Genomic DNA, 22506 nt, shown 5'->3' with positions numbered 1-22506 from the left:
ATGCCGCGCGCTTTTTCTTCAGGCGCTGCGTCGATCTGGTCGTAGGCCTTGGCTTCGCCGCCGAATGCCTTCGACAGCACGGTGGTGATCGCTGCGGTCAGCGTGGTCTTGCCATGGTCGACGTGACCGATGGTGCCGACGTTGACGTGCGGCTTGGTACGTTCAAACTTGCTTTTTGCCATGATTTCTCTTCCTGCAGATGCTCTGGAGGTTCAGTGTGATTGCGTGATGCCTGCCAATTACTTGGCGCGGGCGCTCATGATTGCCTCGGCGACGTTCTTAGGCGCTTCAGCGTAATGCTTGAATTCCATCGTGTACGTTGCACGACCCTGGGTCGCGGAACGCAGCGTGGTGGAATAACCGAACATTTCAGCCAGCGGAACTTCGGCCTTGATAGCCTTGCCGCCGCCCACCATGTCGTCCATACCCTGGACCATGCCGCGACGCGAGGACAGATCGCCCATCACGTTACCTGCGTAGTCTTCCGGTGTTTCGACTTCCACGGCCATCATCGGTTCAAGCAGAACCGGGCTGGCCTTGCGCATGCCGTCCTTGAATGCCATCGAGGCAGCCATGCGGAATGCGTTTTCGTTCGAGTCGACATCGTGGTACGAACCGAAGAACAGGGTGACCTTCACATCGACCACCGGGTAGCCGGCCATCACGCCAGCCTTCAGCGTTTCGATGCAACCCTTTTCCACGGCCGGGATGAATTCGCGAGGAACCACACCGCCCTTGATGGCGTCGACGAATTCGAAGCCCTTGCCCGGTTCCTGGGGCTCGACCTTGAGCACCACGTGACCGTATTGACCGCGACCGCCCGACTGCTTGACGAACTTGCCTTCGGACTCTTCGCAGGTCTTGCGGATCGTTTCGCGGTACGCGACCTGGGGCTTGCCCACGTTCGCTTCCACGTTGAATTCGCGCTTCATGCGATCGACGATGATTTCCAGGTGGAGCTCGCCCATCCCGGAAATGATGGTCTGACCCGATTCTTCATCGGTATGCACGCGGAACGACGGATCTTCCTGTGCCAGACGGTTCAGCGCCAGGCCCATCTTTTCCTGGTCAGCCTTCGTCTTGGGTTCCACGGCCTGTGCAATCACGGGCTCGGGGAAGATCATCTTTTCGAGGGTGATCACGGCTTCCGGATCGCACAGCGTTTCACCGGTCGTGACATCCTTCAGGCCCACGGCAGCGGCGATGTCGCCAGCCAGGACCTGCTTGATTTCCTCGCGCTGGTTCGCGTGCATTTGCAGCAGACGACCCAGACGTTCCTTCTTGCCCTTGATCGGGTTGAACACCGTGTCACCCGAGTTGATCGAGCCGGAGTACACACGAATGAAGGTCAGCTGACCAACGAACGGGTCCGACATCAACTTGAACGCCAGCGCCGAGAACTTTTCCTTGTCGTCGGCATTGCGGGTGATCGGCTGATCGTTGTCGTCGGTGCCTTCGACCGGTGGGATGTCCACTGGCGATGGCAGGAATTCGACGACGGCGTCGAGCATGGCTTGCACGCCCTTGTTCTTGAACGCCGAACCGCAGAGCATCGGCTGGATTTCGCAGGCGATGGTACGCGTGCGGATGCCCAGCTTGATTTCTTCTTCGGTCAGTTCACCGGTTTCGAGGTACTTGTTCATCAGTTCTTCTGACGACTCAGCGGCGCTCTCGACCAGCTTTTCGTGCCATTCGTTGCAGGTGTCAACCAGTTCGGCCGGGATGTCACCGTATTCGAACTTGATGCCCTGGCTGGCGTCATCCCACAGGATGGCCTTCATCTTGACCAGGTCGACGACGCCCTTGAAGGTGTCTTCGGCGCCGATCGGCACGTGCAGCGGAACCGGATTGGCCTTCAGGCGAAGACGCATCTGGTCGTAGACCTTGAAGAAGTTGGCGCCGGTACGGTCCATCTTGTTCACGAAGGCCAGGCGCGGCACGCCGTACTTGTTGGCCTGACGCCACACGGTTTCCGACTGGGGCTGAACGCCACCCACAGCGCAGTAGACCATGCAGGCGCCATCGAGCACGCGCATCGAGCGTTCGACTTCAATCGTGAAGTCGACGTGTCCCGGGGTGTCGATGATGTTGATGTGGTGCTCGGGGAAATTCCCGGCCATGCCTTTCCAGAAGCAGGTCGTGGCAGCCGAGGTAATGGTGATACCGCGTTCCTGCTCCTGCTCCATCCAGTCCATCGTCGCTGCACCATCGTGCACTTCGCCGATCTTGTGGTTGACGCCCGTGTAGAACAGAACACGTTCGGTCGTGGTGGTCTTCCCTGCGTCGATGTGCGCAGAGATGCCGATATTGCGGTAGCGCTCGATCGGGGTCTTGCGGGCCATGATCGGATTCCTTGTGACTTGAGTAGTCGGCCTGCCGGCAGGCGCCGGCAGGCACTGTGTTGCTTACTTGCGGGCGATTACCAGCGGAAGTGGCTGAATGCCTTGTTGGCTTCGGCCATCTTGTGCGTGTCATCGCGCTTCTTGACTGCGCCGCCACGGCCTTCGGCCGCGTCGAGCAGTTCGCCGGCGAGGCGAAGGTCCATGGACTTTTCGCCACGCTTCTTGGCGGCTTCACGCACCCAGCGCATGGCCAGTGCCAGGCGGCGCACGGGGCGCACTTCAACCGGCACCTGATAGTTCGCACCGCCAACGCGGCGGCTCTTGACCTCGACGATCGGCTTGACGTTGCCGATGGCCTGACCGAACACCTCGAGAGGGTCTTTGCCGGCCTTGGTCTTGATTTGCTCGAACGCGCCATAAACGATCCGCTCTGCAACGGCTTTCTTGCCGGAGAGCATGATGATGTTCATGAATTTGGCGAGTTCTACGCTTGCGAACTTTGGATCAGGCAGAATTTCGCGCTTGGGTACTTCACGACGACGTGGCATTTGAACACTTCCATATGTCAGTTCAGTTGAACCGCTGAGCAATGCGCTCGCGGCCATGGTTGTCCTTGTGGCTCATGCCTGGACAACCCCTTACTCGCACAGCTTCCTGCAACTTCGGGCAGGTGACGCTGGCGGGACAAAACCGGTAAAACGACCCGGGCGATGCATGCTGTGCACTGCTGCACACCGATGCCGCGGGCTAAAACGCGCCTTAGACCTTCTTGGGACGCTTCGCGCCGTACTTGGAGCGCGACTGCTTGCGGTCTTTCACGCCTTGCAAGTCGAGCGAACCGCGCACGATGTGATAACGCACACCTGGCAAGTCCTTGACCCGGCCGCCGCGCACGAGCACAACCGAGTGCTCCTGCAGGTTGTGGCCTTCACCGCCGATGTACGAGATGATCTCGAAACCGTTGGTCAGGCGAACCTTGGCAACCTTCCGCAGTGCGGAGTTAGGCTTCTTAGGCGTGGTGGTGTAAACACGCGTGCAGACGCCGCGACGCTGCGGGCTGCTTTCCAGAGCGGGACTCTTGCTCTTGGCGTGGCTGGATTCGCGCGGCTTGCGCACGAGTTGGCTGATAGTAGGCATGGCCCTCTTCCGTAACCTGGTTAGGTCTCTGGGGTTAGTCTGTGAGCGGATGCTGGCGAACCGGCATGCACGAGGCCGCACATGAAAACGAGTGCATGCAAATACATGCTTGCACGTCGGTGCGGCGCAAAAGTTTCTACTGCTGGGGAGGGTTGTGCCGCGACGCGGCTCTTGAAAAGCAGATGGGGTACCGCAGCTCGGCAAGGCATGTAGGCCGGTGGCATCGGGCAACCTGCAAGGCGTGGTGTCAAGGCACGACAGGCAAATCAGTTGGGTTTTCACCCTTCCCGACCCCCGACAACCTGCGTCGGCACTGGGTCAATCTGCAACTAAAGAACGCGCGGCCCGGGCGAGCCGACTCCAGAGAGCCTTTAATGATAGCCCGGGGTCGCGGAACAGTCAAATAGGGGGAGGGGGAAACCCCAGGAGAGCGCCAGGGTGGCGTGTTTGCGACACCCCGGGGCTCTGGCAACGGGTGTGCTTCAGGCCTTGGCGGTGCTGGTCAGCACTCCGCGGCGCATCTGGTCCAGTTCGATCGATTCGAACAACGCCTTGAAATTGCCTTCGCCAAAGCCTTCGTCGCCCTTGCGCTGGATGATCTCGAAGAAGATCGGTCCGATCACGGTCTGGGTAAAGATCTGCAGCAGCAAGCCGCCGCCCGGCGCGCCGTCCACCAGGATCTTGTTCTTGAATAGCGTCGGCACGTCTTCGCCGTGGTCGGGCAGGCGCTTGTCGAGCAGCTCGTAGTAGGTGTCCGGCGTATCCAGGAACACCACGCCCGACTGCCGCAGCGATTCTACCGTCCGGTAGATGTCGCTGCTGCCCAGGGCGATGTGCTGGATCCCTTCGCCGTGGTACAGGTCCAGGTATTCCTGGATCTGGCCCTTTTCATTGTTGCCTTCTTCGTTGATCGGGATGCGGATCAGGCCGCAGGGCGAGGTCATCGCCTTGGACTTGACGCCGGTCACCTGCCCTTCGATATCGAAGTAGCGGATTTCGCGGAAGTTGAAATACCGTTCATAGAAGTCGGCCCATTCATTCATGCGGCCGCGGTGCACGTTGTGCGTCAGGTGGTCGATCGTGACCAGGCCGGCGCCGCGGGGGTGCAGGTCTTCCTGCGCGTGGGCGGTATCGATCGGCTCGAAATCCACGTCATAGATGTCGATGTCGCCAATTCCACCGTCCCGGCCGCCCTTGCCACGCCAGCGGTCCACGAAATAGATGACGGAATCGCCAATGCCCTTGATGCCCGGGATGTTCAGTTCCATGGGGCCGCTCTTGGCGTCAAAGCCCCAGGCGCCCAGCTCCAGTGCGCGCTGGTACGCAAAGGCGGCGTCTTCGACCCGGAAGGCAATGGCACAGATGGACGGGCCGTGCTGGCGCGCGAAGCGCTGCGCGAAGGAGTCGGCCTCGCCATTGACGATGAAATTGATGTCGCCCTGGCGATACAACACCACGTTCTTGTGACGGTGTCTGGCGATCGCCTTGAAGCCCAGGTTCTCGAACACCTTGCCCAGGGCCTCGGGATCGGGGGCGGCATATTCGACAAACTCGAAGCCGGCGGTGCCCATGGGGTTGTCCCACAATTCGAACGGGGTAGTCATGTCTCGCTCCAGGATAGTGTGTGGTGATCGCAGGCTTCGATTCTAGGGAAGTCCGCAGGGCAGAAGATTGCCTTCGGTGCTTCATAACCGGCCAGTCTGGCAATACTATTGCGGCAATCAACGACTTATTGGCAGGAGCTGCCCGTGCACGATCTGGACCGTACCGACCGCCGCATTCTTGAGGCCTTGCAGCAGGATGGCCGGCTGACCAACCAGGAACTGGCCGAACGCGTGTCGCTGTCGCCCAGCCCCTGTTTGCGGCGCGTGCGGCGGCTGGAAGACGGAGGCGTGATCCGCCAGTACGTGGCGTTGGTGGATGCCGACAAGGTCGGGCTGGGGCTGCTGGCGTATGTGAGCGTTCGCCTGCAGAAGCATGTGGGGGGCAGCCACCTGCCGATCGACGAATTCGCGCGCGACGTGCAGCGCTGGCCGGAAGTGGTCGCCTGCTATGCGATGACGGGGGACATGGACTACCTGATGCGGATTCAGGTGGAAGACCTGGCGCACTTTTCGCGGTTTGCGATGGATACGCTGATGAAGCACCCGGCGGTGATCGACATCCGGTCCAGCTTCACGCTGAAGAAGATCAAGGAGACGACGGCGCTGGGGGTGTGATGCCTGTGGTGGGGCCAGGGTCGGGGGTCAGGCGTCCGGGCGCCCGGGTGCCAGGCTTCAGGGGACAGGCATCAGGCGTCAGGGATTAACGCTTCAGGCGTCAGGCATCCGTCTCGTCGGACAGCATGCTGCGCACATGCGCGGCCAGGGCGTCCAGCACGAACGGTTTGGCGATCATCTCCATGCCCGGCCGCAGGAAGCCCGACCGCAGGGTGGCGTTCTTGGCGTACCCCGTCATGAACAGGATCTTCAAGTCGGGCCGCAGGTCGCGCGCCTCTTCAGCCAGATCGTGGCCGTTGAGCTTGGGCATGCCCACGTCAGTCACCATCAGGTCGATCCGCTGGTCGGACTGCACCACCGCCAGCCCTTCCAGCCCATCGCACGCTTCCACGGTGCGATAGCCCAGGCCTTCCAGCACGTCCAGCACCACCATCCGGACCGCGGCGTCATCTTCCACCACCAGCACGGTCTTGCCGCCCACCAGGGGCGCCGAGCCGTCCAGCGCAATATGCGGCAATTCCAGGGGCAGCTCGTTGGCGGCGTTGCTCAGCTGGACCGGATCGACACACCGCGGCAGGTACAGCCGCACACTGGTGCCGACGCCGACCTCGCTGCGAATGCGCACATGGCCATTCGATTGTTTGGCGAACCCGTAGATCATCGACAGCCCCAGCCCGGTGCCCTGCCCGATCGGCTTGGTCGTAAAGAAGGGGTCGAAGGCCTTGGCGATCACCTCGGGCGGCATGCCCACGCCCGTGTCGGTGACGGACAGCGCGACATAATCCCCGGCGCGCATGCCATCCTGGCGTCGCACATAGGCATCGTCCAGCGTGACGTTGTTGGTGGTGATCGCCAGTCCGCCGCCTTCGGGCATCGCGTCGCGCGCGTTGATGACCAGGTTCAGCAACGCGTTTTCCAGCTGGTTGGCGTCGGTGTAGGCTGGCCACAGGTCCGGCGCCAGCGACACTTCCAGCACGATGCCCTCGCCTATCGTGCGCCGCAGCAGTTCTTCCAGCGACGTGACCAGGGTGTTCAGGTCCAGCGCGCGCGGGTCGAGCGATTGGCGGCGCGAAAAGGCCAGCAGCCGGTGCGTCAGCGCGGCCGCGCGTTTGGCGGCGGTGGTCGCCGTGTCGATGAAGCGGCCCAGGTTGTCCACCCGGCCCAGCTTGATGCTGCGGCGGATCAGGTCCAGCGGGCCGATTACCCCCTGCAGGATGTTGTTGAAGTCGTGCGCAATGCCACCCGTCAGTTGCCCGACGGCTTCCATCTTGTGCGCCTGGCGCAACTGGTCTTCGGCCTTGCGCAAGGCTTCGGCCGCTTCCTTCTCGCTCGTCACATCGCGGCCCACGCCGTGCACGCCGACTTCGTCCGCCGCTGCGCGCCACGCAAACCAGCGATAGCTGCCGTCCTGGTGGCGTACCCGGTTTTCAAACTGCAGGGTGGGCATGCCGTGGGATAGCTGCGCGACGGCGGCCTGGGTGGCGGCCTGTTCGTCGGGGTGGACCAGATCCAGGAAGGACGCGCCCACCAGATCGCCCGGCTCCCAGCCCAGGGCGGTTTTCCAGGCCGGGTTCAGCGCCAGAATTCGCATGTCGAACCCGGTCGCCAGCATGACGTCGGTCGACAGGCGCCACATCCGGTCCAGGTCGGCGGTCCGCTGCGCAACGCGTTGTTCCAGCGTGGCATTCAGGCGTTCCAGCTGCACCGTGGCGCTCGCGCGCTTGAGCGCCGCCCAGATGCGGTCGGCCACGTTGCGCACGAAATCCAGTTCGGACGCTGCCCATTGCCTGGGCAGATGGTGATGCAGGAACAGCACGCCGACCAACTGGCCCTGCTCGACCAGGGGCACGTTCACCAGCGCGCGCACGCCCAGGCTGAGCAGCGATTCGGCGTGCTCGGCACTGCGCGGATCGCGCAGCACGTCAGGAATGGCAATGGTTTCGCCATTGCGCAGGCGGGCGGTGGTCTGGCCGTAATCTTCAAAACGGTGATCGCCCGCCACGCTAACCTGGGCGCGGCCGGCAATCCAGGCATCTTCGATATGCGCGCTTTGCTGGGTGGGGTCGACCTGCCCGTACCCGACCCGGGACAGGCCGCTCATGCGGGCCAGCATGGCTACGGCCGTCGACACGATGGCGTCGGCATCGGTCAGGTCACGCAGGTGATCGCCCAGCTCCAGCAGCGCCGACTGGCGCTCTTCCGCCTGCTTGCGAGCGGTCACATCGCTGACGATGATGCTGGCAAATTCGGGCTGGCCCGACGCGTCTTTCAAAGCGGAGACGTGATTGCTCACCCACACGATGGCCCCGTCCGGACGCACGATGCGCTGTTCGACAAAGAACGGCTCGCCGCGGGTGCGCAGCAGCAGCATCAGGCGGCGGGTCTCGGCCTGGTCCCCGGCGTGCACCAGCTGCTGGACATGCTGGCCGACCAGCGTGTCTTCGGGCCGCCCCGCAATTTCGCAGAAGCGCTGATTCACCATGACGATGCGCGCGTCCATGTTCACCTGGACGATGCCAACCGCGGCCTGGTTGATCAGCGCGTCCATCCGCGCGCCGTGCAGGCGGGTGGCCTCTTCGGCGCGTTTGCGCTCGGTAATGTCGAACACCAGCACATAACAGCCGCTGACGCGCCCGTCTTTCATCCGGCGCGGCAGGTATTGCATCAGCGCGTGGTGGGGCGTGCCATCGGTGTGGGGCGCATAGGCTTCGAAGTGGGCCGGAATGCCGACCAGCGCGTCTTCCAGGTGCTTGCGGCGCAGCTCGTACGCGTGATCGCCCAGCACTTCTCGCACGGTCTTGCCGTACAGGGCCTGCGGGGGCAGGCCGAACCAGTCCAGGTAGGCCCGGTTGTTGAAGCGGAATCGCTGCTCGGCATCCACGTAGCCGATCAGCGCCGGCAAGGCGTCGGTGATCAGCCGCAGTTCTTCGGCGCTTTCGTGCAGGGCCTGTTCGGCGCGCTTGTATTCGCTGATGTCCCAGGCCACGCCGGAAAACGACCGCGGCGTGCCGTCGTCGTTGTAGGTGCATTGCCCGCGCAGCGCGATCCACCGTACGCGGCCCTGGGTGACGACCCGGTATTCGTCCTGATAGGCCTCGCCGCTCTCGATCGCGGATCGGGCCGTCTGTTCGGCACGCTCGCGGTCTTCGGGGTGGACGTTGCGCAGGAAGTTTGCCAGCGATGCCCCGCGTGCGGCTTGCGCGGCGGTGACGTCATACAGGGCGGCATACCGTTCGTCGGCATAGACGCGGTCATGGCGCACGTCCCAGTTCCACGACCCGATCAGCTGCGATCCGAGCAGGCTGTATTCGGGTGCTTCGTCGCTGGCGCGCAGGGCGTCGCGCGTGGCGATGGCCTGGTGGACCAGGGTGACGTCGCACTGCAAGGCAATGTAGTGAGTAACAGCGCCGCCGGCGTCCGCTACGGGGCTGAGCGCAATCCGGTTCCAGAACAGCGCACCGTCTTTGCGATAGTTCTGCACGTCGATGTACACACGGCGGCTTTCTGCAACCGCCTCGCGCATGGCGCGGATGGCGGCGTTGTCGGTCAGCGGACCCTGCATGAAACGGCAGTTGCGGCCCAGGATCTCGGCCAACCCGTACCCGGTCAACGCCGTGAACGCTTCGTTGGCGAACACGATGGGCTGCTCGGGCTCGCGCACGTCGGCCACGACCACCGCCATGTCGCTGTTCTGAAGCGCGTCGAACAGCCCGCCCAGGCCCGACAGGCTTTGCAGCGCGTCGTGCGGAGCGTGGGCGAGCAATTCCCGCGTAGTTACAGCCATGACTTCCCAATAAACCTTTGTGCCGTCACCACCGACTGGCCGAGTTAGTTTATCAACGTTCTTTTACGCTCGACCGTTGGAGAGTGTGTGAGGATGCGTCGGTTCCAATGTTATGCACGGCAAAGGCTGCCGCAGGAAGCACACTGGCGGCTCTGCCGCTCGCCGGGCAAAAGGACGAAAAAAAAGCCGCCCTGCATGAAGCGGAGCGGCTTTTTCGGAACGGACGCCCGCGCAAGGCGGAACGTCCGGATACTGCAAAGACCTTGCGTTACACCTGGGTGTCGTCGCCAGCGTCGTCCTGGGGAGCAGCGCCAACGGTTTCGGGCGCGGTCGTGAAGATCGTGCTTTCGTCGAAGGTGTTGCCCACATCGGCGAACACGACTTCGCGTTCGGCCGCTTCCAGCGCTTCTTTTTCCTTGCGGGCCTGGTGGAAGGCCATGCCGGTACCTGCAGGAATCAGGCGGCCGACAATGACGTTTTCCTTCAGACCACGCAGTTCGTCGCGCTTGCCCATGATGGCGGCTTCGGTCAGGACACGCGTGGTTTCCTGGAACGATGCAGCCGAAATGAACGAGTCGGTCGACAGCGAGGCCTTCGTGATACCGAGCAGCACGTCGTAGTGCGTGGCAGGACGGCGGTTGTCGGCAGCGCAACGATCGTTCTCGTTGAGCATTTCGGCACGTTCGACCTGTTCACCGGTGATGAAGGACGTTTCGCCCGCATCCACGATGACCACACGGCGCAGCATCTGACGCACGATCACTTCGATGTGCTTGTCGTTGATCTTCACGCCCTGCAGACGGTACACGTCCTGCACTTCGTCGACGATGTAGCTGGCCAGCTTTTCGATACCCTGCAGACGCAGGATGTCGTGCGGGTCGGCCGGGCCGTCCACGATCATTTCGCCCTTGTTCACCACCTGGCCGTCGTGCACCAGCACCTGCTTCTCTTTCGGGATCAGGAATTCGTGGCTCACGCCGTCCAGGTCGGTAATGACCAGACGCTGCTTGCCCTTCGTGTCCTTGCCGAACGACACCGTACCGGTAACGTCGGCAAGCATGCCGGCGTCCTTCGGCGAACGGGCTTCGAACAGCTCGGCCACGCGGGGCAGACCCCCGGTAATGTCACGTGTCTTCTGCGATTCTTGCGGAATACGCGCCAGCACTTCACCGACACCAACTTCCTGTGCATCGCGCACGGTAATCAGCGCGCCGACCGGGAAGGAGATGCTCACCGAGTGATCGGTACCGGCGATCTTGACTTCTTCGCCCTGCTCATTGAGCAGCTTGACCTGCGGACGAACCGTCTGCTTGGCGCTGCCACGCGTTTTCGGCGTGATGGCAACCAGCGTCGACAGACCCGTGACTTCGTCGAGCTGACGGGCCACGGTCACGCCTTCTTCCACGTTCTCGAACTTGATCGTACCGGCATGCTCGGTAATGATCGGACGAGTCAGCGGATCCCAGGTCGCGAGCTGCGCGCCGGCCTTGACCGCCGAGCCATCGCCGTGGACCAGGATGGCGCCGTAAGGCACCTTGTGGCGTTCGCGTTCGCGGCCGCTGTCATCAACGATCAGGATTTCGCCCGACCGCGAGATGGCAACCTGTTCGTTCTTCACGTTGGTCACGTAGCGCATGGCGCTGGTGAACCGCACCGTGCCGTTCGACTTGGTTTCCACGCCGGAAGCCAGTGCCGCACGCGACGCCGCGCCACCGATGTGGAACGTACGCATCGTCAGCTGCGTGCCCGGTTCGCCGATGGACTGGGCGGCGATCACGCCGACAGCCTCACCCACGTTGACCGACGAGCCACGACCCAGGTCGCGGCCGTAGCAGGCGGCGCACAGGCCATGACGCGTTTCGCAGCTCAGCGGCGAACGCACCTTGACTTCGTCAATGCCCAGGCTTTCGATCAGTTCGACCGCGTCTTCGTCGAGCAGCGTGCCCGCTTCGAATACGGTTTCCTGCGTGTCGGGGTTGATGACGTCCGACACTGCCGTACGACCCAGAATACGGTCGCGCAGCGGTTCGATGACTTCACCGCCTTCCACCAACGCCTTCATGTTGAAGCCGAAGTTCGTACCGCAATCTTCTTCGGTGATCACCAAGTCTTGCGTCACATCGACCAGACGACGGGTCAGGTAACCCGAGTTCGCGGTCTTCAGTGCCGTGTCGGCCAGGCCCTTACGAGCGCCGTGAGTCGAAATGAAGTACTGCAGCACGTTCAGGCCTTCACGGAAGTTTGCCGTGATGGGCGTCTCGATGATGGAGCCGTCAGGCTTGGCCATCAGGCCTCGCATGCCGGCGAGCTGGCGAATCTGCGCTGCGGAACCGCGCGCGCCCGAGTCGGCCATCATGTAGATCGAGTTGAACGATTCCTGGCGTGTTGCATTGCCATGGCGATCGATCACGGGCTCGGTCGACAGTTGTTCCATCATGGCCTTGCCGACGCGATCGCCTGCCTTGCCCCAGATGTCCACCACGTTGTTGTACCGTTCCTGCGACGTGACCAGACCCGACGAGTATTGCTTGTCGATTTCCTTCACTTCCTTGCTGGCTTCGGCCAGGATGCCGACCTTGGCGTCCGGGATCAGCATGTCGTCCATGCAGATCGAGATACCGCCGCGCGTGGCCAGGCGGAAGCCCGACTGCATCAGCTGGTCAGCAAAGATGACCGTGTCGCGCAGGCCGCAACGACGGAACGACTGGTTGATCAGGCGCGAGATTTCCTTCTTCTTCAGTGCCTTGTTCAGCACCGAGAAGGGCAGGCCCTTCGGAAGGATCTCGGACAGGATCGCGCGGCCGACCGTGGTTTCAAAGCGGCGCAGCACCGGCTGCCATTCGCCTTGTTCGTCACGCTCGTATTCGTTCAGGCGCACGGTAATGCGCGTCTGCAGTTCCACGAACTTGTTTTCGTAGGCGCGCAGGACTTCCGACACGTCAACGAAGTGCGTACCTTCGCCGCGACCGTTCACACGTTCGCGCGTGGCGTAGTACAGGCCCAGCACGATGTCCTGCGACGGCACGATCGACGGTTCGCCGTTGGCCGGGAACAGAATGTTGTTCGAGGCCAGCATCAGCGTACGGGCTTCGAGCTGCGCTTCGATGGACAGCGGCACGTGAACGGCCATCTGGTCACCGTCGAAGTCGGCGTTGAACGCCGCGCAAACCAGCGGGTGCAGCTGGATCGCCTTGCCTTCGATCAGCACCGGCTCGAACGCCTGGATACCCAGGCGGTGCAGAGTCGGTGCGCGGTTCAGCATGATCGGATGTTCGCGGATCACCTCTTCGAGGATGTCCCACACCACCGGTTCCTGCGTCTCGACCAGCTTCTTTGCCGCCTTGATGGTCGTGGCCAGACCCATCATTTCCAGACGGTTGAAGATGAAGGGCTTGAACAGTTCCAGCGCCATCAGCTTGGGCAGACCGCACTGGTGCAGCTTGAGCTGAGGACCCACCACGATGACCGAACGGCCCGAGTAGTCGACGCGCTTGCCCAGCAGGTTCTGACGGAAACGACCGCTCTTGCCCTTGATCATGTCGGCCAGCGACTTGAGCGGACGCTTGTTGGCGCCCGTCATGGCCTTGCCGCGGCGACCGTTGTCCAGCAGCGAGTCGACGGCTTCCTGCAGCATGCGCTTTTCGTTGCGCACGATGATTTCAGGGGCCTTCAGCTCGAGCAGACGCTTCAGACGGTTGTTGCGGTTGATCACCCGGCGATACAGGTCGTTCAGGTCGGACGTGGCAAACCGGCCACCGTCCAGCGGCACCAGCGGGCGCAGCTCGGGCGGCAGAACGGGCAGCACTTCCAGGATCATCCAGTCCGGCTTGATGCCCGACTTCTGGAAGCCTTCCAGCACCTTCAGGCGCTTGGAAATCTTCTTGATCTTGGCGTCCGAACTCGTGGCCTGCAGATCGGCACGGAGCGTTTCCACATCGCGATTGATGTCGAGGTTGCGCAGCAGTTCGCGCACGGCCTCGGCACCCATCACGGCGCGGAAGTCATCGCCGTACTCTTCCGTCTTGGCCAGGAAGTCGTCTTCCGACATGATCTGGCCGCGCTTGAGCGGCGTCATGCCTGCGTCGATGACGCAATATGCTTCGAAGTACAGCACGCGTTCGATGTCGCGCAGCGTCATGTCCAGGACCATGCCCAGACGCGACGGCAGCGACTTCAGGAACCAGATGTGCGCGACCGGGCTGGCCAGTTCGATGTGGCCCATGCGTTCGCGACGCACCTTGGCGAGCGTCACTTCGACGCCGCACTTCTCGCAGATCACGCCGCGGTGCTTCAGGCGCTTGTACTTACCGCACAAGCATTCGTAGTCCTTGATGGGACCGAAAATCTTGGCGCAAAACAGCCCGTCGCGTTCAGGCTTGAACGTACGGTAGTTGATGGTTTCGGGCTTCTTCACTTCCCCGAACGACCATGACCGGATCTTCTCCGGCGACGCGATGCCAATACGGATGGCGTCGAACTGTTCTTCCTGCGTAACTTGCTTGAACAGATCCAAAAGCGCTTTCATGGCGACTCCTATCAGTTACGTTCGAGATCCATGTCGATCCCGAGCGACCGGATTTCCTTGACCAACACGTTGAACGACTCGGGCATGCCCGCATCGATCACGTGGTCGCCCTTCACGATGTTCTCGTAGACCTTGGTACGGCCGTTCACATCGTCGGACTTGACGGTCAACATTTCTTGCAGCACATACGACGCGCCGTACGCTTCCAGCGCCCACACTTCCATCTCACCGAAGCGCTGGCCACCGAACTGGGCTTTACCGCCCAACGGTTGCTGCGTCACGAGCGAGTACGGGCCGGTGGAGCGGGCGTGCATCTTGTCGTCAACCAGGTGATGCAGCTTCAGCATGTGCATGTAGCCGACAGTCACGGGGCGTTCGAACATTTCGCCGGTACGGCCATCGAACAGGTACGCCTGGGTCTTCGAATTCGCCAGCTTCAGGCGTTCGGCGATGTCGTCCGGGTAGGCGAGATTCAGCATGTCGCGAATGTCGTCTTCGGTCGCACCGTCAAACACGGGCGTGGCGAACGGAACACCGTTCTTCAGGTTGTTGGCCAGTTCGACGATGTCGTCATCGCTGAATTCTTCAAGCCGCGCGGAGGTCCCCGTGGAGTTGTAGATCTTGGCGAGGAACTCGCGGATCTTGGCCACTTCGATCTTCCGTGCGTCGCGCAGCATGTCATTGATGCGCAGGCCCAGACCCTTGGCCGCCCAGCCCAGGTGAACTTCGAGCACCTGCCCGACGTTCATCCGCGATGGCACGCCCAGCGGGTTCAACACGATGTCGGCGGGAGTACCGTCGGCCATGTGCGGCATGTCTTCGATCGGGGTGATCTTGGAGACCACACCCTTGTTGCCGTGACGGCCGGCCATCTTGTCGCCAGGCTGCAGACGACGCTTGACGGCCAGGTACACCTTGACCATCTTGAGCACGCCCGGGGGCAGCTCGTCGCCTTGCGTCAGCTTCTTGCGCTTTTCTTCGAATGCCAGGTCGAACTGGTGACGCTTCTGTTCGATCGACTCTTTCGCCTGCTCAAGGGCGGTTGCGCCGCCTTCGTCAGCCAGGCGAATGTCGAACCACTGCCAGCGGTCCAGATCCGTCAGGTATTCGCGCGTCAGTTCAGCGCCCTTGGCCAGCTTGCGCGGGCCGCCGTTCACGGGCTTGCCGATCAGCGTCTTTTCGATACGATCGAACGTGTCGTTTTCAACGATGCGCAGCTGGTCGTTCAGGTCGGTGCGATAGCGCTTGAGTTCGTCGTCGATGATCGACTGCGCGCGCTTGTCGCGCACGATGCCTTCACGCGTGAACACCTGCACGTCGATGACCGTGCCGACCATGCCCGACGGAACGCGCAGCGACGTGTCTTTCACGTCGGAGGCCTTCTCGCCGAAGATGGCGCGCAGCAGCTTTTCTTCAGGCGTCAGCTGGGTCTCGCCCTTGGGCGTGACCTTGCCGACCAGCACGTCGCCGGCTTCGACTTCGGCGCCGATGTAGACGATGCCCGACTCGTCCAGACGGCCCAACTGGCCTTCGGACAGGTTGCTGATGTCGCGCGTGATTTCTTCCGAACCCAGCTTGGTGTCACGGGCGACAACCGTCAGTTCTTCGATGTGGATCGACGTGTAGCGGTCTTCTGCCACGACACGTTCCGAGATCAGCATCGAGTCTTCGAAGTTGTAGCCGTTCCACGGCATGAACGCGACCAGCATGTTCTGACCCAGGGCGAGTTCGCCCAGGTCGGTCGATGCACCGTCGGCCAGCACGTCGCCACGGGCAACGATGTCGCCCCGGCGCACGATCGGACGCTGGTTGATGTTCGTGTTCTGGTTCGAACGGGTGTACTTGATCAGGTTGTAGATATCCACACCGACTTCGCCGGCGGCGTTTTCGTCGTCATTGACGCGAATCACCACACGGTCGGCATCGACGTAGTCGACCAGGCCGCCACGCAGGGCTTGCACGGTCGTACCCGAGTCGACGGCCACGGTACGTTCGATACCCGTACCCACCACCGACTTTTCCGGACGCAGGCAAGGCACTGCCTGGCGCTGCATGTTCGAACCCATCAGTGCACGGTTCGCGTCATCGTGTTCCAGGAACGGAATCAGCGAAGCAGCAACCGATACGATCTGCGACGGCGCAACGTCCATGTAGTGCACGTTGTCGCGCGCGGTCAGCATGGTTTCACCGGCTTCGCGGCAGGCCACGAGGTCGTCGGTGAAGTGCCCTTCGGCGTCCAGGCTCGCGTTCGCCTGGGCGATCACGTAGCGGCTTTCTTCAATGGCCGACAGGTAGTCGATCTGATCCGTGACCTTGTTGTCCACGACCTTGCGATACGGCGTTTCGAGGAAGCCGTATTCGTTCAGGCGGGCATACAGCGCCATCGAGTTGATCAGGCCGATGTTCGGACCTTCCGGCGTTTCGATCGGGCACACGCGGCCATAGTGGGTCGGGTGCACGTCGCGGACTTCGAAGCCTGCGCGTTCGCGGGTCAGACCGCCTGGTCCCAGTGCCGAGACGCGACGCTTGTGCGTGATCTCGGACAGCGGGTTGGTCTGGTCCATGAACTGCGACAGCTGGCTCGAACCGAAGAACTCCTTGATCGCGGCCGAAATCGGCTTGGAGTTGATCAGGTCGTGCGGCATCAGGTTTTCGGCTTCGGCCTGGCCCAGACGTTCCTTGACGGCACGTTCGACACGGACGAGACCGGCGCGGAACTGGTTTTCGGCCAGTTCGCCCACGCAGCGGACGCGGCGGTTGCCCAGGTGATCGATGTCATCGATTTCGCCGCGGCCGTTACGCAGTTCGACCAGGATCTTGATCGTGTCAAGAATGTCCTGGTTGGTCAGCGTCATGGTCCCGGTGATGTCGTTGCCACGGCCCAGACGGCTGTTGACCTTCATGCGGCCCACGCGCGACAGATCGTACGTCTCTTCGTTGAAGAACAGACGATGGAACAACGCTTCGACAGCGTCTTCGGTTGGCGGCTCGCCAGGGCGCATCATGCGATAGATCGCGACACGGGCGGCGGTCTGGTCGGTCGTTTCGTCGACGTTCAGCGTCTGCGAAATGTACGGACCCTGATCCAGGTCGTTCGTGTACAGCGTCTCGATCGTGCGGACGTTGTGGTTGCGCAGCTTGTCGAGCAACGTTTCGGTCAGCTCGTCGTTCGCGCTTGCGACGATTTCGCCGGTTTCCGGATCGATGGCATTTTTTGCCAGCGAGCGGCCCAGCAGGAAATCTTCAGGCACGGAGATGCGTTCCGTGCCGGCGGAGACCAGGTCACGGATGTTCTTGGCGTTGATGCGCTTGTCTTTCGCGACCAGCGTCTTGCCCAGCTTGTCGTTGATGTCGAAACGCGCGACTTCACCCTTCCAGCGCTCAGGCACGAACTCCATCAGGCCGCCCTCGCTCTGCAGTTCGAACGTATCGAAGCTGAAGAAGTGTTCGAGGATAGTCTCGGGGGTCATGCCGATCGCCTTGAGCAGGATCGTCACGGGCATCTTGCGACGGCGGTCGACGCGGAAGAACAGGATGTCCTTCGGGTCGAATTCGAAGTCGAGCCACGAACCGCGGTAAGGAATCACGCGGGCCGAGAACAGCAACTTGCCGGAGCTGTGGGTCTTGCCGCGGTCGTGCTCGAAGAACACGCCTGGCGAACGGTGCAGCTGCGAAACGATGACCCGTTCCGTGCCGTTGATCACGAACGAACCCGTCGTCGTCATGAGCGGAATCTCGCCCATGTAGACTTCCTGTTCCTTCACTTCCTTCACGGTGGGCTTGCTGGCCTCGCGGTCGAGCAGCACCAGGCGCACCTTGGCGCGCAGGGGCGATGCGAAGGTCAGGCCCCGTTGTTGGCATTCCCGAACGTCGAAGGCGGGTTCGCCAAGCACATAGCTGACGAATTCCAGCCGGGCCATCTGGTTGTGGCTGACGATGGGGAATATCGAGGTGAACGCGGCTTGGAGGCCCTCATCCTTCCGACGCAGAGGAGCGGTCTCTTCTTGCAGAAAGGTCAGGTACGATTCAAGCTGGGTAGCCAGCAGATACGGGACGCTCTGAACGTCCTCGCGCTTGGCGAAGCTTTTGCGGATGCGCTTCTTTTCGGTGAACGAGTAGGGCATGAGCACTCCGACTCAGGTTGCGTGAACCGCGGGCGGCGGTCCTAAAATACGACTTCGAAATCTGGGCAGAACGTCCAGCAGCCTGGCTGGCGTCCCTTCAACCGGAAAGGGTTCCGGCACGGGTTTCGGGTTCGAAGGCGGCAGCGTGGGCCACCTGCGCACCGGAAATCCGTTACATCGGGCTTTCTATGACCGCGGAAAGCCCGAGTAATTCCCCTGATAAGGGGTCAAGAAAACACCCCTTTCAGAACGCAAAAACCCGGAGGTCGTTTTGACGGACCCCCGGGTGCATGCGGAACCGAAATTACTTGATATCGGCCTTTGCACCAGCTTCTTCGAGCTTCTTCTTGGCGGCTTCGGCGTCAGCCTTCGACACGCCTTCCTTCACTGCCTTAGGAGCGCCGTCAACGACGTCCTTGGCTTCCTTCAGGCCCAGGCCGGTCAGCTCGCGAACTGCCTTGATGACGTTGACCTTGTTGGCGCCGACTTCGGCCAGGATGACGTTGAATTCGGTCTGCTCTTCAGCAGGTGCTGCAGCAGCAGCGCCGCCGCCAGCAGCAGCAGGAGCTGCAACAGCAGCTGCCGACACGCCGAACTTCTCTTCCAGATCCTTGATCAGTTCCGACAGTTCCAGAACGGTCAGGCCAGCGATAGCTTCAATGATTTCTGCTTTGTTCAGTGCCATTTTCTTTAGATTTCCAAATAGTTTGATACCAGGTGCGGTAGTCGCTTTTGTCCAACGAAGAGGCGATTAAGCCGCTTCCGCCTGCTTGTCGCGTACTGCGGCGAGGCCGCGCACGAACTTGGACGGAACTTCGTTGAGCGTACGCACAAACGTTGCGATCGGGGCTTGCATCGTGCCGAGCAGTTTTGCCAACAGTTCTTCGCGCGAAGGCAGGGCGGCCAGGGCCTTGATGCCTTCAACGTTCATCAGGCTGTTCGGCAGCGAGCCGGCCTTCAGAACGAGCTTGTCATTGGTTTTGGCAAAGTCAGCCAGTACTTTTGCTGCAGCCACTGGGTCGGCGCTCACTGCATAAATCAGCGGACCGGCCAAGTGGGTGGACAGACCCTCGAAAGGGGTGCCAGCGATGGCGCGAATGGCCAGCGTGTTCTTCAGAACACGCAGGTAAACACCCGACTCACGTGCTTTCTTGCGCAGTACGGTGACGGCAGCGACGTCCAGACCCCGGTACTCTGCGATGATGATCGATTGAGCCTTGGCAACTTCTACCGAGATCTCTTCGATAACCACCGTCTTCTCTTTACGATTGAGACTCACGGTCGAACACTCCATCAAAAGACGCTTGGGGAAATCCCGTTGCGTCAACCGAATGCGGCGAACCTGGTCGAGTTCTTTGGATAAGAATTCTTCCTGGGACCGCCGTCTACGCTGGATCCGCTGCTAGGCCTGTTCTTGGCGCACTGGGCGTTGCAACAGGATTCGCCAACGGTTTTAAGATCTGCGGATCGGCCTCCTGCCTGAGCAGGCGGCACCCTCGTTTCTCTCCCGCGGTCTTTGACAGCAACACCCTTTGTCCGGCGAACCGGCCGCGGGGTGCAGCCCAAAGTTTGGTACTACAAATGCTGCCTTGCGTGACGCCTATCAGGCGCTCAGCGAAGCCTGGTCGACGCGAACACCGCCACCCATCGTCGACGACACGGCCAGCTTGCGCAGGTACACGCCCTTGGCAGTGGCAGGACGCGCCTTGTTCAGGGCATCGACCAGCGCCACCAGGTTGGACTGGAGCTGTTCGACGTTGAACGATGCACGGCCGATCGTGGCGTGGATGATGCCTGCCTTGTCGGTACGGTATTGAACCTGACCGGCCTTGGCGTTCTTGACGGCGGTAGCGACGTCAGGCGTCACGGTACCGACCTTCGGGTTAGGCATCAGGCCACGGGGACCCAGGATCTGACCCAGGGCGCCCACGACGCGCATCGTGTCTGGCGACGCGATGACGATGTCAAAGTCCATCTTGCCGGCCTTGATCTGGTCGGCCAGGTCTTCCATGCCGACGATGTCGGCGCCGGCGGCTTTCGCCTGCTCGGCCTTGTCGCCCTGTGCGAACACGGCGACGCGCACGCTCTTGCCGGTACCGGCAGGCAGCACGACGGAGCCGCGAACCAGCTGGTCCGACTTCTTGGCGTCGATGCCGAGCTGCACGGCCAGGTCGATGGATTCATCGAACTTGGCGGTGGCGGTGTCTTTCACCAGCGCGAGCGCTTCGGCGACGGGGTACAGCTTGTTGCGGTCGATCTTTGCGCGGACCGCGGTAATGCGTTTCGACAGACGTGCCATGATTACAGACCCTCTACCGTGATGCCCATGCTGCGGGCGCTACCAGCGATCGTACGAACCGCGGCGTCGAGATCGGCGGCGGTCAGGTCAGGTTGCTTGGTCTTGACGATTTCTTCGACTTGCGCGCGCGTCAGCGAGCCCACCTTGGCGGTGTGCGGCGTGGGCGAGCCCTTCTGGATGCCGGCAGCCTTCTTGATCAGGATGGTCGCTGGAGGCGACTTCATCACGAACGTGAAGCTCTTGTCGGCAAAAGCGGTGATCACCACGGGAATCGGCAGACCAGGCTCCATGCCTTGCGTCTTGGCGTTGAACGCCTTGCAGAATTCCATGATGTTCAGACCGCGCTGACCCAGCGCAGGACCGATAGGGGGGGACGGGTTGGCTTTACCAGCTGGAACTTGCAGCTTGATGAAGCCGACGATTTTCTTCGCCATGGTGTGCTCCTTTCGGGTTCAATCGCCCTTGACAGGGCTCCCCGAGGTTGCCGGCCGGGATTCTTCGGCATCGCAGACGCCGAAACCCGGATGACGCTGGCCGCAGCGCGTCATCCGGTTATTCATACCAAGCTCAGGACTTTTCGACCTGGCTGAAATCGAGTTCCACCGGGGTCGAACGACCAAAAATGGTCACGGACACGCGCAGCTTGCTCTTTTCGTAGTTGACGTCTTCGACGTTGCCGTTGAAGTCTGCAAACGGACCTTCCTTGATGCGGACCATTTCGCCCACTTCGAACAAGACCTTCGGCCGTGGCTTTTCCACGCCCTCTTGCATCTGCGACAGCATGTCGTCGACTTCTTTCTGGGAGATCGGCGTGGGCCGGTTGCCCGAACCGCCAATGAAACCCGTGACTTTGTTGGTGTTCTTCACCAGGTGCCACGTTTCGTCGGTCAGATCCATCTCGACGAACACGTAACCCGGGAAAAAGCGCCGTTCGGTCACGGACTTGCTACCGCCCTTCACTTCGATCACTTCTTCGGTGGGGACCAGGATCTGACCAAAAGAGGTATCCAGACCGGCCCGCTCCACACGTTCCATCAGCGCCTTTTGAACGCTTTTTTCCATGCCAGAGTAGACATGAACGACGTACCAACGCTTGCTCATCGCTTCATTCCGCCGTTTTATTTCCAACCGAGAAGCAGGTCGTACAGCACCCATTCAATCGATTTGTCAGTCAGCCACAGGAAAACCGCCATGATCACCACGAACGCGAACACGGCGCCGGTGGTCTGGATGGTTTCCTTGCGGTTCGGCCAGACGACCTTGCGGGTCTCCTGGTAGGAGTCTTGCGCGAATGCGATGACCCGGCGGCCGGGTTCGCTGAAGTACGCGATCACCAGGGCAACAACCAGGCCGACGATCACGACGCCGACGCGGGCAATGGTAGGGCTCGACGACAAGGCGTAAAAGCCCACCAGCCCGGCCACGAAGGCGGCAATCGCCAGGCCCACTTTGACTCGATCGGTGGAGCTTGTTACGGTTTCGACGTTTGGATTCGACATCTGTTCGTCCGGGCCGCTTCAGCAGGACTGAAGGCGGCTGTGCTTGCAAAGACAACCCGGCTCTTGCGGCGCCATGCAAGCTTCAGACCGAAGCTCGGACATAGAACCCGCGAGCTCCGGGAGAAAGTGGCAGGGGAAGAGGGAATCGAACCCACAACCTTTGGTTTTGGAGACCAACGCTCTGCCAATTGAGCTATTCCCCTAAAGTCTCAAGCGCCATCCGGGGATGACGCTCGTTTGATCTTGCTGGCGAAGAGTTGGCGGCTTCGCCTGACTGTGATTTTCGAACTTTCTAGGAAGCTTTCGGACCGGCTTTTGACCCGTCGTCTGCGTTCTTGTTCGATAAAGCAGCCATTGCAGAAAGCGTTTCCGCTCTCTGCAACCCAGCATATTACTTCAGAATCGTGGCAACGACACCGGCGCCGACGGTACGACCGCCTTCACGGATGGCGAAGCGCAGACCTTCTTCCATGGCGATGGGGGCCAGCAGCTTGACCGTGATCGACACGTTGTCGCCTGGCAGAACCATTTCCTTGTCTTCCGGCAGCTCGATCGAGCCCGTCACGTCAGTCGTACG

The 22506-nt window shown here is 61.5% G+C and carries 15 protein-coding genes, 1 tRNA gene and 1 pseudogene; 1 reads left to right on the top strand and 16 read right to left on the bottom strand.

Translation table 11 applies throughout. The annotated features are described in order from the left end of the window. From HD883_RS27390 to hppD, 5 genes are all read right to left on the bottom strand, one after another. On the bottom strand, positions 1-182 hold a 182-nt coding region (locus HD883_RS27390), incomplete at its 3' end, for a GTP-binding protein (protein WP_257022338.1). Positions 183-239: 57 nt separating this feature from the next. Next, a complete protein-coding gene (gene fusA, locus HD883_RS27385) occupies positions 240-2342 on the bottom strand; it encodes an elongation factor G (protein ID WP_179591023.1) in 2103 nt (700 codons plus the stop codon). A gap of 77 nt (positions 2343-2419) precedes the next feature. Continuing rightward, positions 2420-2890 carry a 30S ribosomal protein S7 gene (gene rpsG, locus HD883_RS27380; protein ID WP_179591046.1) on the bottom strand — a complete coding sequence of 157 codons (471 nt, stop codon included), beginning with the start codon at positions 2888-2890 and terminating at the stop codon, positions 2420-2422. A 211-nt stretch (positions 2891-3101) separates the two neighbouring features. Further along, positions 3102-3479, bottom strand: a complete 378-nt coding sequence (gene rpsL, locus HD883_RS27375) for a 30S ribosomal protein S12 (protein WP_179591025.1) — start codon at positions 3477-3479, stop codon at positions 3102-3104. Positions 3480-3961: 482 nt separating this feature from the next. Continuing rightward, positions 3962-5083, bottom strand: coding sequence for a 4-hydroxyphenylpyruvate dioxygenase (gene hppD, locus HD883_RS27370; protein WP_179591027.1), 1122 nt, complete (start codon positions 5081-5083; stop codon positions 3962-3964). A gap of 144 nt (positions 5084-5227) precedes the next feature. Between hppD and HD883_RS27365 the strand changes: the two genes are divergently transcribed. Further along, positions 5228-5698 carry an Lrp/AsnC family transcriptional regulator gene (locus HD883_RS27365; RefSeq protein WP_373563498.1) on the top strand — a complete coding sequence of 157 codons (471 nt, stop codon included), beginning with the start codon at positions 5228-5230 and terminating at the stop codon, positions 5696-5698. Positions 5699-5798: 100 nt separating this feature from the next. Here the strand turns inward: HD883_RS27365 and HD883_RS27360 are convergent, their stop codons facing one another. The 11 genes and pseudogenes from HD883_RS27360 to tuf all read right to left on the bottom strand — a co-directional run. Further along, positions 5799-9482: a PAS domain S-box protein gene (locus HD883_RS27360; protein WP_179591029.1), complete on the bottom strand. Its 3684-nt coding sequence runs from the start codon at positions 9480-9482 to the stop codon at positions 5799-5801. 268 nt (positions 9483-9750) lie between these two features. After that, a complete protein-coding gene (gene rpoC / locus HD883_RS27355; protein WP_179591030.1) occupies positions 9751-14007 on the bottom strand; it encodes a DNA-directed RNA polymerase subunit beta' in 4257 nt (1418 codons plus the stop codon). A gap of 11 nt (positions 14008-14018) precedes the next feature. Continuing rightward, positions 14019-18131: a DNA-directed RNA polymerase subunit beta gene (rpoB, locus tag HD883_RS27350; RefSeq protein WP_179591032.1), complete on the bottom strand. Its 4113-nt coding sequence runs from the start codon at positions 18129-18131 to the stop codon at positions 14019-14021. 304 nt (positions 18132-18435) lie between these two features. After that, complete coding sequence (rplL, locus tag HD883_RS27345) at positions 18436-18816, bottom strand: 50S ribosomal protein L7/L12 (RefSeq protein ID WP_179591034.1); 381 nt, start codon at positions 18814-18816, stop codon at positions 18436-18438. 66 nt (positions 18817-18882) lie between these two features. After that, positions 18883-19410, bottom strand: coding sequence for a 50S ribosomal protein L10 (gene rplJ, locus HD883_RS27340; RefSeq protein ID WP_179591036.1), 528 nt, complete (start codon positions 19408-19410; stop codon positions 18883-18885). A gap of 324 nt (positions 19411-19734) precedes the next feature. Further along, positions 19735-20430 (bottom strand): 50S ribosomal protein L1, encoded by a 696-nt coding sequence (gene rplA, locus HD883_RS27335; protein WP_179591039.1) that lies wholly within the window; start codon positions 20428-20430, stop codon positions 19735-19737. Positions 20431-20432: 2 nt separating this feature from the next. Beyond that, positions 20433-20864, bottom strand: a complete 432-nt coding sequence (gene rplK / locus HD883_RS27330; RefSeq protein WP_179591040.1) for a 50S ribosomal protein L11 — start codon at positions 20862-20864, stop codon at positions 20433-20435. Positions 20865-20997: 133 nt separating this feature from the next. After that, positions 20998-21531 carry a transcription termination/antitermination protein NusG gene (gene nusG / locus HD883_RS27325; RefSeq protein WP_179591042.1) on the bottom strand — a complete coding sequence of 178 codons (534 nt, stop codon included), beginning with the start codon at positions 21529-21531 and terminating at the stop codon, positions 20998-21000. A gap of 17 nt (positions 21532-21548) precedes the next feature. Continuing rightward, positions 21549-21929, bottom strand: coding sequence for a preprotein translocase subunit SecE (gene secE, locus HD883_RS27320; RefSeq protein ID WP_179591044.1), 381 nt, complete (start codon positions 21927-21929; stop codon positions 21549-21551). A gap of 127 nt (positions 21930-22056) precedes the next feature. Then, positions 22057-22132 (bottom strand) — tRNA-Trp (locus HD883_RS27315). A 188-nt stretch (positions 22133-22320) separates the two neighbouring features. After that, positions 22321-22506: pseudogene (gene tuf, locus HD883_RS27310) on the bottom strand (elongation factor Tu); the annotation flags it as partial.

The organism is Pigmentiphaga litoralis, assembly GCF_013408655.1.
GTDB lineage: Bacteria > Pseudomonadota > Gammaproteobacteria > Burkholderiales > Burkholderiaceae_B > Pigmentiphaga > Pigmentiphaga litoralis_A.
Note: the sequence above shows the minus strand (reverse complement) of the source record. Positions and strands in the feature narration are given on the sequence as shown.